We start from the raw sequence: 15,939 nt of genomic DNA, 5'->3' as shown, positions 1-15,939 counted from the left end.
GTGATGAATTCACGACCGACAGCTAGCAGTGATAGTCCTCCAACTTGACTTTATTGATCGGTTCGGTCTCGGTATGGATCTGCGTCGGCTGTTCCATGAAGTACACTGAAACATTGACCAGTTCGGCTTCATGCTGGCTATTCCAGCGTCGACAGAGATAGTCGGCGAAATAACGGCGGTCTGTGGTGTCGTCCCGCCAGAGCCCGACGAGATATTTCCGCCATCGTGCTGTCGGGTACGTATCTGAAATATCCGCCGGCCGATCCCAGCGGATAGGCCCACCGTGAAAGGCGTCGATCCGTGAGCCATTTTCGAGTAGTCCCGGAGCGACAATCCATCCATCAGTGGAGAGGGGATCTGGCGCGAACATATTCCAGTACTGATCGGTACGAGTGAGATCGATAACCGACTCGGCCTCCTCTGGAACCACGTCATGCCCGTAGACCTGGGAATAGCCAAGAACCTGAATGTTCCAGAGCACGATGAGGACAAGGAAGAATAGTGGAACACCAGTCCCCAAGCGGGTCTTCCATCGACTTAGCAGCGAGGGAACACCCGAAACAGTGATGACCGGCAGTGTACCGGCGAGTTTCTGTGGCCACTGACCAATCGCTCTACTCAGTCGATAGTGGGATAGCTGCGGTAGCACGATGTCCCAGAACGCTGCGGGTAGGAAGGGGAGTAACCCGGCGATCGAGATGAGTGCAAAGAGATCAATGCGCATGGTGAACAGCATCCCGAGATGCAAACTGATGAAGAGAAACACGAACCCCGTCCGCCAGAGACCGGGAAGTGCGATCAGGAGAAATGAGAGCGTGATCATCCCCAACCAGAGATAATCAAGACCATGGAGGACAGCAGGGTAGGACCCGAGGACGTCACCGAACAGAATGGTGAATTGACCGAGACTGAAGACGTACTCGAGCCCCTTGCCCTGGAGCCAGACATCACCGGATAGCTTGAACGCGGCGTTCGTACTATACATGATGACGACCTGTAGTAATAGTGCGGCCGCCGCGACACTCCTTACAGCGGTTCGCGTCTGAGTGTTGCTGGCCTGTTGATTATCGACCGCCCAGGACGCGCCGAGCGGCAGAAACATCGCCCAGAAGAGCAGTAATCGGAGGAGGAAGTCTCCACCATTGAGGACCTCTGGCATCCGATTATGAAGCGATACGAGAAAGATCCAGGAACCGATTGTTGCGGCCGACGTTCGATAACCAATGGTCAGTGCCACGGCAAAGACACCTGCAATCAAGAAGAAAACCGCCTGGACCCATGCATCGCCGGAGAGCGTGTGAAGTGACAGGTGTAACGGGTCTGAACGAGAGATAAGAGCCGTCCGTGGCAGCACACCGAAATCGGTATAGAATGCGGTGAGGGCACGTGACCGGCGGACGAGATCAGCGAGTATGAGGAGTCCGATAGCAATTCGGAACACAGCAAGCGATCGAGTATCAATCTCAAACCGGTGACGAACAGCGAGAGAAATCCGATCTCTGACGGTTGAAAGACGGTTGTGAAGTGCCATCAGTCTAGTCCAGTTATGAGAATTCAGTGGCCAGAACCATAAGCGAACGGAAGACTCAACGATTCATGTTTGGGTTGCGGGTCAAAGGAGTGTGACATAGAATTCTGTTCCGATACAGACACCACCCGCTGGGAGCGTAGTCATTCTTCGGTGGGTTTCTTCTGAGAGTATTCTGGTGGTTGAATCACGAGCCGTTTAATTCGCGCGTTGTCGATCGCGTTAACGCGAAGCACGTATCCTTGGTGTTCGATCCGGTCACCCACCTTCGGTTCTCGTCCGAGTTTACTAAAGACGAAGCCGCCGATGGTTTCGACTTCATCAGTCTCGAACTCAGTGCCGAGTTGGTCGTTCACCTCACGAACCGGCACGCCGCCGTCGATGAGGTACGTCCCATCATCTCGCTCCTCGATGGTGGGACCCTGCGGTGTTGTGTCGAATTCGTCTCGAATATCGCCAACGATCTCTTCGAGAATGTCCTCAATCGTGACGATCCCCTCGAAAACGCCCCATTCGTCAATAACTACGGCAATCTGTCCCCCACCGTGCGTCTGAAATTCGGCGAGAATCGCGTCAATTCGTCGCGTTTCCGGAACAACGAGAACGTCGCGTGCGAGAGCGCGTGCAGTGACCGGACCGTCGTGGTCGGTTTCACTCGCCTTCAGAATGTCCTTCGCGTGGACGAAGCCAATCGGCTGTTCTCCGTCCTCATCGAGCACAATATATCGCGTGTAGGTTCCGCTGGCGGCAACAGATCTGAGTTCTGGGAGGGTCATCGACGCGGAGACTGTCTCCACGTCGGGGCGTGGCACCATGATTTCGCGAGCGATCGTGTCGCCGAGTTTGAAGACACTCTCGATCATCTCAACCTCCTCAAGATCGATTTCTCCAGTCTCTTCGGAGCGGCTGAGAATCATCAGGATTTCTTCCTCGGAATGCGTCTCCTCGCCTTCTGCCGCTGGCGAGACGCCAAACAAGCCGGTGAAGTAGTTGGCAGTGCCGTTGAAGACGATGATACCCGGGATGAACACGTAATAAAAGAACTTCATGAGCGGGGCGACGAGAAACGCCACTCGTTCGGCCTCTTGGATGGCGAACGTCTTCGGTGCGAGTTCGCCAAACACGACATGGAGGAACGTGATGAAACCGAATCCAAGCGCGAACGCAACCAGATGAATTACTCCTGTAGGCAGCAGTTCACCGAGAACTGGCTCGATGAGTGCTGCCACAGCTGGTTCACCAATCCACCCGAGGCCGAGTGAGGAAAGCGTAATCCCGAGCTGACTGACGGCGAGGTATCCATCTAGATTCTCGAGTGCGTCCTGTACGAGGCCCGCACCGGGCTTTCCGCGGTCGACCAGCGTGTTCACTCGGGTCGGCCGGAGTTTCACAAATGCGAACTCGGCGGCCACGAACACGCCGTTCATGACCACAAGGAAGACAGCGAGGAGCAGCCCACCGACTGCAATCAAATCGACCATACCCGTCATTGTTCACTGGGTAACTTGTAGGGGAGGGTACAGCGTCGGGTGACAGCCACCCACGAGCAACGGCCCGCTTGAGTGGGGAGAGTTATGGTTTACACACCGACAGGTGCTGGCACCGCCACGATACCGTTACGGAGAGTCAAGGAAGAAAGCCCCGTGCTTTAGCGCGGGGCTGAGTCCGACATGTTCATGCCACTGTCTCTCATACGATGGCCTACCGGAGTTCCCTCGGTGGCGAACACAGTCGTTGACTGTACCGATGCGTTGCATCGATTCGTCGCGGGGTGACAAATCCGATACCCACTCCGCCACGTCCCGGCCCACGGACGCTGATGGCGGTACCACGCGGGCTGAATACCCCGTTGGAGAGGGAAACGGTATTCCCTGTGACCCACTCGGCGCGTCCGAGGTGGAAGGTCCCATTGACAGGGCTATACGCGCTGGAACGCACTCCCTCGGTCATAATTGGGAGGCAACCGTTGAGGGAGGACGCGAAAGCGTACTTCGCTCCCGAGGAAACGCGCAACCTTGAACTCCCCTTCGGGGATTCCTCGCCCTTCAGCGCGGGGAGGATGTCAATCCCATCTACTCCGTTAGGAGCGGATTCAGAGGTACTTGGTGTGTAACGTCGGTATCTAACCTATCCCGTAGGGGATACCTTCGACAATCGGTTGAGGAATCCGATACTGTCCGATTGTCCCGATGTGGGCGCGGGCGTGCCGCGTCGGATAGCACTACAACGTCGAACAGGTAACAGTATTATGCGGCGATTCATCCCACGACGAAAGTCGTGGGCTTCCTCGCCTAATCGAAGTGAATTCAGCACCGTCTGAACGAACTACTCGGGTTGTGTCATGAACGTCGTGACCGACTCAGTGGGTATATTCAGTAGGCGATTGAGAGAAACTGCTATTTTCGTACTGATTGGGTAGTATCTTTACGTCTACCCAAGGCGTTCATTATGGTTGGTGTAGTGAGGGTGGCAGACCACCAAGTTCCGGAAAGAAACCAGAAGACTGCCATGCAACTAATCGATGGGGAGCTGTATCCGATTCTCCGGAGGCTCTGGGCCTACACTCCGGTTCCGGAGCCGCACGTTGCTGGGCTAGTCATCGGGAGAGTGCTTTACGCGCGCTGGCCGCGGCGGATTACTCAAAAACGGACCATGGCACGTGCCAGTGGACTGGGACTGATTGGGTGTGGGGTTTTGCTCATCGGATGGGCATTCAGATCGGTCGCAGGGAACATCGGTCCAGAAGAACGACAGCTCGTTACGACTGGCCCGTATGCATTCAGTCGAAACCCCATGTACGTTGGGTGGACGATGCTCTATGCAGGCCGCGCGTTGCTCAGCAATAACCGGTGGGTTGCGCTCTTGCTTCCAGCAGTTGTCGCCATTACCCACGTCGGGACCATTCAGGAAGAACGGGCCCTGGAACGGGAGTTCGGTGACGAGTATCGTGTCTTTCGCCAAAACGTCCGCCGGTATCTTTAATCAAGATGTAATCATTATATATTCAACTATTCGGAGGGATACGTCGAAAAGGGTTGTATCTATTCTGTACGAAGCGTCACGAACAGGAGTGTCATCAGAATGCGCTTGGCAGATACGCGCCCTGTATTCAGCTGATTAACTGGTATTAGTACAGCTCTCGATAGACCTACTCAATCAATCGAAAATCCGAATTACCGACTGACTCCCTCCCACGACTTCAGTCGTGGGCGTTCTCCTCGAATCTCTGTAAGGATACTCGACGGTCGTTGTCACTACTCTGGTCGTGGAATGTGTTACTGCTATTCGTCGAGTACGATGACTCGCGCGTCGGCGACGAGCCCCCGAGCATCGGCCATCGCACTCGCATCGAGTGCGACCGCCGCGCCCACCGCATCGTCGACCACGAAATTCATCTCGATGACGTTCTTGAAACACTTGACCAGGCACGTCAACTCCCCGTGATCCTCTGCATAGATGTTTTCATACACGGGAGCCATCAGCGATTCCATCACCCAGTCTTCCACAGCCTGCTCGACCTTCTCATCGGTATAGTGGTCAGCCACGTCATCGCGCACGTAGACTACCTCAGTGTCATCGAGGTCGTATTTGATGATGCTTCGCAGGTTCCCCTCCGCCCGTTCAGTGAAGAACTCCTCAAGGCGGGTCGCCACCCTCGTTGCCATAGTTAGTTGCTAGTTTGGCACACGCATAGTAATGATGGCTAGCCAACAAAATTGAGGCCAGCGGAACATGGTTCACTCCGAGTCGAGCGACCCGAAGAAGCACGTGGAGTCAGGCGTCGCTCGCCGGGTGATACCGCCGCCAAACCCAGCTAGGCGTGGTCGACCGAAGCTCATCGATACACTCCCCCCAGGGGTGTTCACCATCGAACGCTCGCGCGTACGTCTCAGCCACGCCCATCGTCTCACTCACGAGCAGGAGTGACCCGAACAGGTGATACTCGGGGAAGAACGCGGTACTACTCCAGCGATACCGAGATCGGAATCGTCCAAGCACCCGCCATGGAAGCATGGCTTGAAGGCCCACCAGCTCGCGCTTTGTGACACCGAGTTGGCGCACAGCTGTCTGCGTGATGCCACCCTGACGGGTGCCGTGCGCGAGTACTCCTTGTAAGAGAACGATTACTCGCTGTCGAGCGGCAACGTGCGCCAACGATGAATCGTCCCAGTCGTGAGCAAGGTGCTCCATCGCGCGAATCGACGCAGCTACCCCCAGGCCTTCAAGAAGATACGGGTGGTCCCACGTTGGCGACCCAAAGCGGTGCTGGTAGGCGTGACACAGCTCCGAGGTGAGATACGAATACGCCACCGGCACGGGGAGGTGTCCTCCACTGACGCCGATATAGCCGGTACTCCGTGAGTACCGCCCCTCGATACTCAAAAGCGTTAACGACTGTGGGAGGTTGCCCGTTGCGAGTGCGACTCGCTCCCGCCACGAATAGTCATACACGAGGTGGTCTCGCCAGAGATCGTGATACGACGTTGAATCCACATCGAAGAGCGCATCATAGAACTCGGTGAGGGCTGCAAAGCACGTGTAAATATCGCGCTTGCTGGCTGGGGCGCTGTGCGGGTCGTACGTATGGAATTCGGACAGCGGGGGAGCCTCTGGATACTCTCGCCGATACGTGTCGATTGCGTCGGCGCACGTCTCTTTGAGGTGGTCGAGAAACTCCTCGCTGTTCATCGCTACCTATAGTGGGAGGGTTGAACAAGCCTTAATTATTACCGGGGTGTCGAGTGATTCTCCCGTTTTCCTGCACCGGGAGAATCTCTCTTTTGAATTGAAAGGGTCCGACAGCTGCTGAGCAAAACACTGTATGATGATTGGTGCCACAACCAGACCTCGTGTTGAGTAACGACAGCCAACACGAATCGACGGGAGTGTGGTTGCCACCGGCATTATGTGGGCCAATAGAGGTTTGCATCTTTGCGTACCACCCCCTATCAATGCATGATTTGACCGGGTTCCAACGCGACCTACTGTACGTCATCGCCGGGAACGAGAAACCCTATGGCCTCGCCGTCAAAGACGAGCTAGAAGCATACTACGAACAAGAAATTCACTACGGACGTCTCTACCCGAACCTCGACACGCTCGTCGAGAAGGGCTTCGTCGAGAAAGGCGAACACAATGGGCGGACGAATTACTACGCGGTAACTTGACGTGGGCGGCGTGAGATCGAAGCTCGTGAGCAATGGGAGCGACAGTATCAGAACACCTAGGATTGACGCCACATAAACTCCAAAATATCGATATATTTCAGTTACCCACGACTGAAATCGTGAGCTTCCTTCTTGCAATCATGTTGTTTCACTATATCAACTACTTCATTAATAATAGTGTCCGAAAAACATTATCTGCATTCAAGATAGAGATTGTGATGGCGTAGTTACGAAGAACTCAGTTTCAGAGTTCGCTGGTTATTCCTACGTCACCCCCCACCCAACCCCTTCGTTTGACCCATTGACAGAGGCACCCGTTCTTCCACAACAGTGTAACAGAAACAACGAACCACAGTCAGCTTCTGTATCGCGATCCAATATTCACGACTAAAGTCGTGGGCCGGTTGTATGAGACAAACGATCTCGTGAACGCTGGCAGAGGGGTCACCTCATGAATCTCTGTGAGTGAGTTTCGTTCTACACACGCGTCCAAGAGAAAGAGACGAGATTGACTTTCCCGTGGTTTGTGAGTAGTGCTGTTGTCCACTCTCGAAAGCGTTCGAAGGACCATCACACCCGTTTGGCTTGTCGTGTTCTCACACGACTCACGAAGAATGGTGTTCTGTGAAGATAAACTATTCTATTAATTGAACAGTATGATATGTAGTCAACTTCTCTGAATCCGTACCGCCTGAAGGCGGGGTTTCCACACTTTTAGACCATGGATAGTGTTAGTTTCTAATAACTTTATATTTAAGTATAATTCATTATATAGATAGATTTATGTGTTATTGTGCCCATTAGTAGTTCGACGCAGGACCCACAAACACCCGTTTGTATTCCCCCAGCGGTCTGCGTTCACCTGGGTGATTCCCCCACGAATCCCCCTCAACGGGAGCCCAATGGGCATCCCGTTTTTCCCGACCCCAACGTTCCCCAAACATGATTGTCTCCATAAAGGACTCTCGGTAGTCTGCATCCGTTTCTAAATACGCTGCCGAGCGTCGGCACTTCCAGAGGTATGCCTATTGCACATACTGAGGGAAGTTAGAGACCCATCACTACCGAAGAGCTGTTGACTGAAACTAGTATCAAACACCAACTAATTCGTCGAGGGTTGAGAGTAACTCCTCGCGGTCACCGGTATGCACGGTCATGACGGGAACTGGGGAGACACGGACAACTTTCTCGGCAACACTGCCAAGCAGATACCGCTCGAAGCCTGTTTTCCCTCGGGTACCCATTACGATAATATCGATCTCGTTTTCGATGGCGTACGCGATAATGGCGACGGCAGGATCTCCCCAACGGATTTCTCGGCGCACGTCAAGTCCCCGATCGATTGCTCGCTCGGCGATTATTTTTGTGGCACTGTGGCCGTCTTCTTCGAAGGTTTGCTGCAATTGGTCGCGAACGTCATCAGGAAGTGTCATGTAGGTGGTTTCATCAACGACGTTCACGACGTGGATTCTGGCCTCACACAGCTCTGCAAGTGTCAGGGCGTGTGCGCTCACCCGCTCCATTCCGGCACGGCCATCTGTGGGAATAAGAATGTCAGTATACATCCCCAATAGTTTGGTATATGCCACCAAATATCTATGCAAAGTGAACTACTCCGCCCTACAGCTCGTCCGACGGCTCGTGCGTGAAGGTGGGGCTTCCTGCTTCCACGACACGCTTTGCAGACACAGATGTGTCCACAGGGAGCGCAGTCTCCACAGGCGTTAACAAATCGCGTCGCGATTCGTTCGCACCCCAGAACGCGAAGCGTTACTGGGACGTCTTCAGGCGCGAAAGGATATCAATTCGACAGCTACTCATGGTGGGTCACGCGCGAGAGTGTTATCACAAAGACAGCGCCCGTTGGCTCATTCGCTTCAATCCAGACGTCACCTCCAAATTGCGTCATCAAGGTGTCCACTAAATAGAGCCCCACCCCCGATCCTGCACTTTTAAGTCCCTTCTCCCCACGGCCGAACACCACATCGCGCTGATCAACTGGAATTCCGGGACCGTTATCCGCAATCCGGATAATCACGGTTTCGTCAGATAACTCAGCGGAGATCTCAATGCGTGATTTGCCTTTGCTATTGTGTTGAATCGCGTTATTGAGGAGGTTTCGAAAGACGCACGACAACAACGGCGTCGCCCACACCTCGACAGCAGGGATGGAATCCCAACCCGAAAACTCGGCGTCCGGATACGCTTCACGACGCCGATCGATTGTATCGTGGAGTGTACGTTGAAGATCCGTTGGTGTTAACTCAGATTCGTCTTCGGTTTCGATCGAATTGAGAAAATCGCGCAAGGTTTCCGTGAGTTCAACCGTGTGTTGCGTCGTTCGAATCACTCGGTCAAGCATCGTGTTTGCCTCCTGTGAGACATGGTTTCGCAATTCCCGTCCCCAGGCGAGCGCGACCATCATATCGTTACAGATGTCGTGTCGGACAATCTGGTTGAGCAGTACCAACTCTTTGTTTCGTTTGTTGAGCGTGGCCTCTTGTTCGTCTAATTCACGACTTAGTTTGGCTGCGTCGTGGAATACGTACGATTGGCGTAGTAACAGTGCAACTAATACGAATGCCCCGAAGAAGACGTCGTCACTCCGGAATTGGCCGGTGAGCCCGAGATAGCCGATGAGCACCATGGCGACCGCAAATGGGCCGTATGGAGCAAGCAGTTCAATGAACTCATAGCGGCGTCGCTCGGTGACGCGCGGAGTGAGCGTTGCTGCCGGATGAAGTGCGCCGAGTGCGATGAGGGCATTACCGGCGACCCACGCGGAATCGATTTCGCTGAAGACGTAGCCGCTGGTGAATTCGAGATACGCGAAGGTACTGTCTGCAATCACCCAGATGAACAGACCAAGTGAAATCAAGAGAATTGGGGTCCGTCGTTGCCCTCGTGTGTTCAGCGCAACGACGAAGGCAATCGAACCGACGACGATATCCAAGATGGGATACGCCATCGCCACCAACGTGTCTGGAGAGTTAAGTGAACTACTGGTGAGGATTGGTTCGAGGAGGAAATACCAGCTTACGGTGAGTAACGCCCCGCCAACGATCAGCCCATCAAGTGTGAGTCGGTACATCGATCCCAAGCGTCGTCGATCGGTCGTCAGCAAGACCAATCCGAGCGCAAGAACAGGATAGCCGGTGAGATAAAACAGGTCAGGAAGACCAGGGAATGGCACGTCGCCGGTTCCTAACTCATACGCCATCCAGGTGAGTTCGCCAATTGCTTCGAATCCGGTACCGATTGCGAGCAGTCGCCATCCCCAGAGTGTCGAGGTAGAACTCTGGCGTACCACACTAAAGAGTGTCAGTGGAACGATGAGCGCGGTGCCACTAACGACGAGGTTCGAGAAAACGAGCGTTGCATACTCGCCGCCAATCTGCCAGCGAATCCAAACGATCGAACAGAGTAATATACATGCTGCACCGACCCACGTCCAGAGATACCATCGAGGCCACCGAGAGAGGGGGGCTCTGAGAGTCTGTAGAAGATCAGAAGGATCAAATAACGGCGTTCCCGTGGTACTTGATTCATTATTGCTCATTAATAGCGTTGAATTTATTGAGAATGCTTATAAAATCACCTTCCTGGTAAAATTAATATGTTAGTGTTTAGCTTGTCACCAAACGCAGCGGGTGAGACACTAATCGATCTGGCCGCGTTCACCCAAGGGGATACCATATCGTCGGATAGCGGTCAACAAACGAGTGGAACTACGACAGGTGGAAATGTGAGTTCCTATCAGTTTATTAACTATCCGAAGTTAGACGATAAAGAGGGCTTGTTTCGCTTTTCTGCTGAAGAACACGCGAGCCACGTTGACCGCGCCAACGTAGTCCCGGTCGGCCTGAAAGCCACACCGGGCGTTGTCACACCGGAAGTGACCGCCCCACCACACCTCGAATGCGTGGTCAGGCGACTTCGTAGTGTGACCCGTGGAGCCACATCGAGGACACGACCGGGACGTGTTACCCGGACGCACACGCTTCACGTGCAATCCGGCGATGTCCGCCCGATACTCGATTTTTGAGGCAATCTCGCGGCGTGCCCACGACGAAAGTTCCCACGAGAGTTGTCCCTCACCACAGGGCGGTGACAGGCTCCGCAAGTCTTCGTGAACAATCGCGTCAACGTCGTACACAAGTGCAAGCGCGAGGACTTGATTTGCTACATCGTGAACCAACTGCTCTCGCTTGTGGCGAATCTTGTTGTTCACCCGCTCATACTCTGCCTGAACCCTTCGAGTCTCACAGCATCCTACCGGTCAATTTCAACAAATCCGAGTGAATCATGGATTGTATATGCAGATTTGTGAGAACTATTTTAAAACTAACACTCGTATCATCAAAATAATGAACCTCAACCCCATCGATCGACTCCATCGACGTCAGATGTGGGCGGTCCAGAGCACTCCGAAGTGGGATATTCGTGTCGCGAATCCTCGTCAGCGTCACTGTCAAGTCAACGGATCCGGATTAGTTGATCGTGTGGGGGCTGATTTTTCATTGGAAACTAGCGGCGAATACGCGTGGGAAAGTGACGTTGGCAATTGTCAGAACCGGCTGCCGACTCAAACCGCGGCGTACCTACGAGTCAGAAATCCCGCTCGTCGTAACGTAAGAATCGAGAACTTTTGGGGAGCAGGCCAATGAATAGAGGGTTGTCGTTGCGGGCATCGGAGGAATTGAAACAGGCGCTCAGTGTCTGGATTATTGGAGGAACCGGGATCGTCCTAGCCGGGTTTGAAATCTGGCATGCGATCCAGATGCAAACACTGTTGGGTCGAATCATTGAAGCGGGCTTGCCACTGGTGATGGCGTTTGTCATTGTCTCTGCCAGCTATTGGCTCTCCCAAAGCGAGTTCAGTGAGTCGGAGATGCTCAGAATTGCCGGCTGGTTCATCCTGGGGTTGATTGGGATGGCCGTAGTGACAGGCTGGATAATCAGCCATCAGATTATTCGTGGTGTGGGCTTTCACCACTGGCATTTCGTGACCGCAAGTAGTATGACTGTCGGGGGGATGGCTGGTTTCCTCATCGGTGTGTATGACGGCAAGCGGAGAGATCAGCACCGGGAGGCTGAAAGAGCTCAACAGGCCATCGGCGCGTCAATGGATGGGATAGCAATCCTCAACGAGAAGGGTGAGTATGAGTCAGTCAATCAAGCACATGCTGAGGTCTATGGATATGACGACCCCGGTGTGTTCATTGGTAAGACCTGGCACATATGTTATACAGAGCCAGAAGTTGAACGGGTTGAGGAAGAGGTCATGCCGCAGTTGAGTGCGGAGGGGCGTTGGCGAGGAGAACTCACTGGGCTTCGTCGTGATGGGAGTACGTTTCCGCAAGAACTCACGCTCTCTTTGCGTCCAGACGGCGGCCTTATCTGCGTTGTTCGAGACGCCACCGAGCGCAAAGAGCGCGAGCAACAGCTTGCAACCCGCGAGCAACGGCTCCGAACTATCGTCGAGAACGTTCCAGTAATCCTGTTTGCCGTCGATCGTAACCATGAAATCACGCTCCAAGTCGGCAAGGGCTTGGATGATGTGGGGGTTGAGCAGAACCAGATGGTCGGAGAATCGATCAATGACGTGTTCGATAATTCGCCCGAGGTCATCGATGCGATCGATCGAAGCTTCGATGGCGAGGCTGTCGACATAACGATTGATCTCTGGGAACGAACCTATCAGGTTTGGTACGAGCCGATCGCGAACGGTGGTCAGATCACGAACGTGATTGGTGTCGCGATGGACGTCACCGAGCGCGACAAGCGCGAGCGGGGTATCAGAGCCTTGCACGACGCAACTCGGAAGATGATGCAGGCGACCGACCGGGAGACGATCTGTCAAATTTCCGTTGACTCAGCGCAGAACGCGCTGGGTCTGTCGATGTCGGCAATCTGGTTACACGCAGACGATGAACCTCAGTTAGAACCCGTTGCGTTGTCAGACCGGGCGAGGGAATTGTTTGGTGGCGCGCCTACATTCGAGCCGGGGAACAGCATCGCCTGGCAGGTGTATGAGTCGGGAGAACCCCGCGTCTTCAACGACATTAGCAGAGAGGCCAACCGCTTCAATCCCGAGACGAAGCTCCGTGGCGAACTGATCGTTCCGATCGCAGAGTACGGTGTATTGACTAGCGGGTCGACCGATCCCGGCCGATTTAACGAGGCAGATGTCATGCTCGCGCAATTGTTAGCGGCGAACACGCGCTCTGCGCTTGACCGAGCCGAACGCGAGGCGGCTCTCCAGCGCCAGACCGACCAAATGGAATTCTTCAATTCGATCCTGCGCCACGACGTGTTAAACGGGATGACGGTGATACGGGGGCGGGCTGAGTTCCTCACCGAGGAACTCGAGGGCGAGCAGCTACGGGACGCCCAGACGGTCGTTCGTTGGTCCGACGACGTCATCACTATCGTTCAGCGCGTCCGGAAGGTGTTGGAGGCGCTGACGGGAACGGGTGATCCACAGCTCGAGAGTGTTGATCTGTCGGCAGTCCTGCACTCGGAAGTCGACCGTATTCAGGCGACCTACCCCGACGTTACGTTCGAGACGGACATCCCGGAGGCTGTGAACGTCAAGGCGAACGATCTGTTGGGTGAGGTCCTTGGCAATGTCATCACGAACGCGGTCGATCATAACGACACTGATGGATTGCGTGTGTCGCTAGCTGTGGACGAGGAACGCGACGACACCGACGAATTCGTGACTGTTCGGATTGCCGATAACGGTTGCGGTGTCCCCGATGAAAGCAAGGAGGCGATCTTCCGGCGTGACGAGACGGGGCATGCGAAATCAACTGGCTCTGGCTTCGGACTCTTCTTCGTTGATTCAATGGTAGCCGAGTACGGGGGCGACATCTGGGTCGAGGACAACGACCCCCACGGGGCGGTGTTCATGATCAAGTTGCTGACTCCATCGCAGTAATCTGCCGGTGATAAGGGAACAAAACTGGATTACACGATATCGACCACGGGACGTTTCATCGGACGCTCTTGGTATCGTTTGGGAGGAAAAGTATCAAGAGAGTTGTAGCCGAATCACGACAGAGAAACCCCTCATGAGCACCTCCGTCGCTCCGGTTGTCCTCATCGTCGAAGACGAACCGGATGTCGCAGAAACGTACGAACGATGGCTCACGGACTACGATGTCCGCTGGGTGGAAACAGGCGACCAGGCACTCGCTCAGCTTGACGAGTCGGTCGATGTTGTTCTCCTAGATCGGATGTTGCCCGGCATGTCGGGAGGAGAGGTACTTGAGGAGATTCGTTCACGGAAGATCGACTGTCGGGTGGCGATGGTAACGGCGGTCGATCCGGGATTCGACATCATTGAGATGGGGTTCGACGAGTACGTCACGAAGCCACCGGATCGTGATCAGCTCCGCGAAACCGTTGAGCGTCTCCTTCATCGGGCGACACTCGATAGTGACTTACAGAAATATTACTCACTCGTAGCCCGACGTGCAGCACTCGAAACTGAGTACACCAGGCGAGAACTTGACGCGAGTGAAGAATATGTAGGCTTGGTCGAACAAATCGAGACACAACGAGCCGCAGTCGATGACGGAATTGGTGACCTGACCTCGGATGCAGACTTCATTGGTGCTGTCCGCGCGATCATGGACGGACCAGACGACCAGCATCCTCTGGATGAAGATGTATCTGAAGACCCGCAGAACTGAGTGACCATGTTTGACATAACTGATGTGCTCCCGACAACGGTTTCTGAACTGGCACCTGGGACGAGCCTGTTGATCGCCGGGCCGGCCATGACCGGGAAGCAGGACCTCGCTCTCGACCTGCTTGCTGCAGGGCTCACCCAGAGAGATGGGCTCCTCATTGTCTCAACAAGCAAGAGTGCAGAGGCGTGTCTTGACGAACTTGAACAACGAGTGCCGACGCTTGAACGCGATCAAGTGGGTGTTGTCGATTGCTCGAGAAGCAGCCAGCAACAGGCGATACGAGGGGTCATGACACAACGCGTGGCCTCACCAGGCGACCTCACAGGTATTAGCATCGGTACGGCCAAACTCATGCAAAGATTCACCGCTCAGAACATCTCCCGAATGCGCCACGGTCTTGTTTCGGTGTCGACGCTGCTCCAGTTTCTCGAACTTGACACCGTATTCAAATTCCTGCATATCTATACAGGACGTATTACTGACACCCGTGGACTTGGAATTTTCACCGTTGATAACGCATCATATAATCCACAAACAATCAACACGATTGCCAGCGAGTTTGATGGTGTCATCGAACTCCGTGACACTGACAACCGGGGTCGTGAAATCCGTATTCAAGGGCTAGCTGGCGTACCTCCAACGTGGGAACCACTGTAGGGACGCGAGATTGTTATATTTATCAAGCTCTGATGAATCACTAGATGGCGTCGGTTTCGACCGTTAGAACTTGGAAGATGAAGCGGGAAACCGTCGATGCCTATGTCAAAAATCTCCCGCTTCACGAGCAAAGCGGACACGTTAGCTACAGATGCTGTTGGTGATCGAGGAGAAGTCGCCGCCCTCGAAGGGGGTAGCGGCTTCGCCGCCTACACTCTCGTATCGCTGCACTGTCTGCGGGTTTATCTTGATGAATCGTACCGCAACGCACCCGATCTGTTGAGCGAGATGCCGCATATTTGTGGGGAGATCGGCGTCGAAGGAGCTATAACGCAGCAGAATCCTCGCCCCTATCGATTTGTTCCAAAAATGAGCTACTGATTGATCTGAGCCCACACCACTGCCAGTAGTTCATCCACGTGGACGTCCTTCAGTCGTGAATCTTCTCGAAGCGTCTCGATAATCGTGTTCGGATTCTTCCCAAACGTGGACTCGAGGTAGCTTCCCGAGTACAGGCCCTGACTCTTCCGCTCTGTCTTAACCAATGAATACGTCGTGAGCTCCTTCATTTTGAACGTGTGAAACCACATTTCGATCAGGTTTCGGTCTGTGTGGTCGACCCGACTGTCCACCTCGAATCGAAAGATGCAGTCCAATAGCTGTATGCATTGGCGAGAAACACCGTCTCTGAACAGCCGTGTTTCTCAGGCATTCCATGAGAAACACACCTTCCGGATCAGTCCCGTGATGTGTGAACAGCGCGACGGTCAGAATCACTTTTGTGTCGAAGCCTATTGCAGCTTACAATCAAGGCTACTCGTCATTGATTTTGACAGCGGTTTCGTCGACTTCGACCCGCCTCGGCATCTCCGTCCGCACCTGCTGT

12 protein-coding genes and 4 pseudogenes are annotated in these 15,939 nt (G+C 54.1%); 6 read left to right on the top strand and 10 right to left on the bottom strand.

The genetic code is table 11. The annotated features are described in order from the left end of the window. Positions 1-22 precede the first annotated feature (22 nt). Together P1M51_RS19100 and P1M51_RS19095 are read right to left on the bottom strand one after the other, a co-directional pair. On the bottom strand, positions 23-1,531 hold the full coding sequence (locus P1M51_RS19100; protein WP_276275343.1) for an HTTM domain-containing protein: 1,509 nt from the start codon (positions 1,529-1,531) through the stop codon (positions 23-25). 140 nt (positions 1,532-1,671) lie between these two features. After that, positions 1,672-3,009, bottom strand: coding sequence for a hemolysin family protein (locus P1M51_RS19095; RefSeq protein WP_276249217.1), 1,338 nt, complete (start codon positions 3,007-3,009; stop codon positions 1,672-1,674). Positions 3,010-3,976: 967 nt separating this feature from the next. On the opposite strand from P1M51_RS19095, the gene P1M51_RS20195 reads away from it, so the two are divergent. Next, entirely contained in the window at positions 3,977-4,510 is a 534-nt protein-coding gene (locus tag P1M51_RS20195) for an isoprenylcysteine carboxylmethyltransferase family protein (protein WP_369685330.1), read from the top strand. Between the two features lie 299 nt (positions 4,511-4,809). On the opposite strand, the gene P1M51_RS19085 is transcribed toward P1M51_RS20195, so the two are convergent. Continuing rightward, entirely contained in the window at positions 4,810-5,193 is a 384-nt protein-coding gene (locus tag P1M51_RS19085; RefSeq protein ID WP_276249054.1) for a hypothetical protein, read from the bottom strand. Positions 5,194-5,302: 109 nt separating this feature from the next. Then, positions 5,303-6,217 carry a hypothetical protein gene (locus tag P1M51_RS19080; protein WP_276275342.1) on the bottom strand — a complete coding sequence of 305 codons (915 nt, stop codon included), beginning with the start codon at positions 6,215-6,217 and terminating at the stop codon, positions 5,303-5,305. Positions 6,218-6,480: 263 nt separating this feature from the next. On the opposite strand from P1M51_RS19080, the gene P1M51_RS19075 reads away from it, so the two are divergent. After that, a complete protein-coding gene (locus P1M51_RS19075) occupies positions 6,481-6,696 on the top strand; it encodes a helix-turn-helix transcriptional regulator (RefSeq protein ID WP_276275341.1) in 216 nt (71 codons plus the stop codon). 1,091 nt (positions 6,697-7,787) lie between these two features. Here P1M51_RS19075 and P1M51_RS19070 read toward each other — a convergent pair. From P1M51_RS19070 to P1M51_RS19060, 4 genes and pseudogenes are all read right to left on the bottom strand, one after another. Further along, a complete protein-coding gene (locus tag P1M51_RS19070) occupies positions 7,788-8,261 on the bottom strand; it encodes a universal stress protein (RefSeq protein WP_276249057.1) in 474 nt (157 codons plus the stop codon). 55 nt (positions 8,262-8,316) lie between these two features. Beyond that, positions 8,317-8,421, bottom strand: a pseudogene (locus P1M51_RS20190) (RNA-guided endonuclease TnpB family protein); the annotation flags it as partial. Between the two features lie 88 nt (positions 8,422-8,509). Beyond that, on the bottom strand, positions 8,510-10,006 hold the full coding sequence (locus P1M51_RS19065) for a HAMP domain-containing sensor histidine kinase (RefSeq protein WP_276275340.1): 1,497 nt from the start codon (positions 10,004-10,006) through the stop codon (positions 8,510-8,512). Between the two features lie 468 nt (positions 10,007-10,474). Further along, positions 10,475-10,927: a transposase gene (locus P1M51_RS19060; protein WP_276275339.1), complete on the bottom strand. Its 453-nt coding sequence runs from the start codon at positions 10,925-10,927 to the stop codon at positions 10,475-10,477. Between the two features lie 432 nt (positions 10,928-11,359). Between P1M51_RS19060 and P1M51_RS19055 the strand changes: the two genes are divergently transcribed. The 4 genes and pseudogenes from P1M51_RS19055 to P1M51_RS19040 all read left to right on the top strand — a co-directional run. Then, on the top strand, positions 11,360-13,639 hold the full coding sequence (locus tag P1M51_RS19055) for a PAS domain S-box protein (protein WP_276275338.1): 2,280 nt from the start codon (positions 11,360-11,362) through the stop codon (positions 13,637-13,639). Positions 13,640-13,772: 133 nt separating this feature from the next. Further along, positions 13,773-14,396: a response regulator gene (locus P1M51_RS19050; protein ID WP_276249061.1), complete on the top strand. Its 624-nt coding sequence runs from the start codon at positions 13,773-13,775 to the stop codon at positions 14,394-14,396. A gap of 6 nt (positions 14,397-14,402) precedes the next feature. Then, positions 14,403-15,053 (top strand): hypothetical protein, encoded by a 651-nt coding sequence (locus P1M51_RS19045; protein ID WP_276275337.1) that lies wholly within the window; start codon positions 14,403-14,405, stop codon positions 15,051-15,053. Between the two features lie 102 nt (positions 15,054-15,155). Then, positions 15,156-15,374 (top strand): annotated as a pseudogene (locus P1M51_RS19040) (IS5/IS1182 family transposase); the annotation flags it as partial. A gap of 53 nt (positions 15,375-15,427) precedes the next feature. On the opposite strand, the pseudogene P1M51_RS19035 reads toward P1M51_RS19040, so the two are convergent. Further along, positions 15,428-15,625, bottom strand: a pseudogene (locus P1M51_RS19035) (toxin-antitoxin system, toxin component); the annotation flags it as partial. After that, positions 15,617-15,917: pseudogene (locus tag P1M51_RS19030) on the bottom strand (DDE-type integrase/transposase/recombinase); the annotation flags it as partial. The pseudogenes P1M51_RS19030 and P1M51_RS19035, both read right to left, overlap by 9 nt. Between the last annotated feature and the right edge of the window lie 22 nt (positions 15,918-15,939).

The organism is Haladaptatus sp. QDMS2 (assembly GCF_029338295.1).
Taxonomy (GTDB): domain Archaea; phylum Halobacteriota; class Halobacteria; order Halobacteriales; family Halococcaceae; genus QDMS2.
Note: the sequence above shows the minus strand (reverse complement) of the source record. Positions and strands in the feature narration are given on the sequence as shown.

Bases quoted from the DNA above. Each gene is read 5' to 3' on its own strand.
- P1M51_RS19100 (WP_276275343.1), bottom strand. From the start codon at position 1,531: ATGGCACTTCACAACCGTCTTTCAACCGTCAGAGATCGGATTTCTCTC.
- P1M51_RS19095 (WP_276249217.1), bottom strand. From the start codon at position 3,009: ATGGTCGATTTGATTGCAGTCGGTGGGCTGCTCCTCGCTGTCTTCCTT.
- P1M51_RS20195 (WP_369685330.1), top strand. From the start codon at position 3,977: ATGGTTGGTGTAGTGAGGGTGGCAGACCACCAAGTTCCGGAAAGAAAC.
- P1M51_RS19085 (WP_276249054.1), bottom strand. From the start codon at position 5,193: ATGGCAACGAGGGTGGCGACCCGCCTTGAGGAGTTCTTCACTGAACGG.
- P1M51_RS19080 (WP_276275342.1), bottom strand. From the start codon at position 6,217: ATGAACAGCGAGGAGTTTCTCGACCACCTCAAAGAGACGTGCGCCGAC.
- P1M51_RS19075 (WP_276275341.1), top strand. From the start codon at position 6,481: ATGCATGATTTGACCGGGTTCCAACGCGACCTACTGTACGTCATCGCC.
- P1M51_RS19070 (WP_276249057.1), bottom strand. From the start codon at position 8,261: ATGTATACTGACATTCTTATTCCCACAGATGGCCGTGCCGGAATGGAG.
- P1M51_RS19055 (WP_276275338.1), top strand. From the start codon at position 11,360: ATGAATAGAGGGTTGTCGTTGCGGGCATCGGAGGAATTGAAACAGGCG.
- P1M51_RS19050 (WP_276249061.1), top strand. From the start codon at position 13,773: ATGAGCACCTCCGTCGCTCCGGTTGTCCTCATCGTCGAAGACGAACCG.
- P1M51_RS19045 (WP_276275337.1), top strand. From the start codon at position 14,403: ATGTTTGACATAACTGATGTGCTCCCGACAACGGTTTCTGAACTGGCA.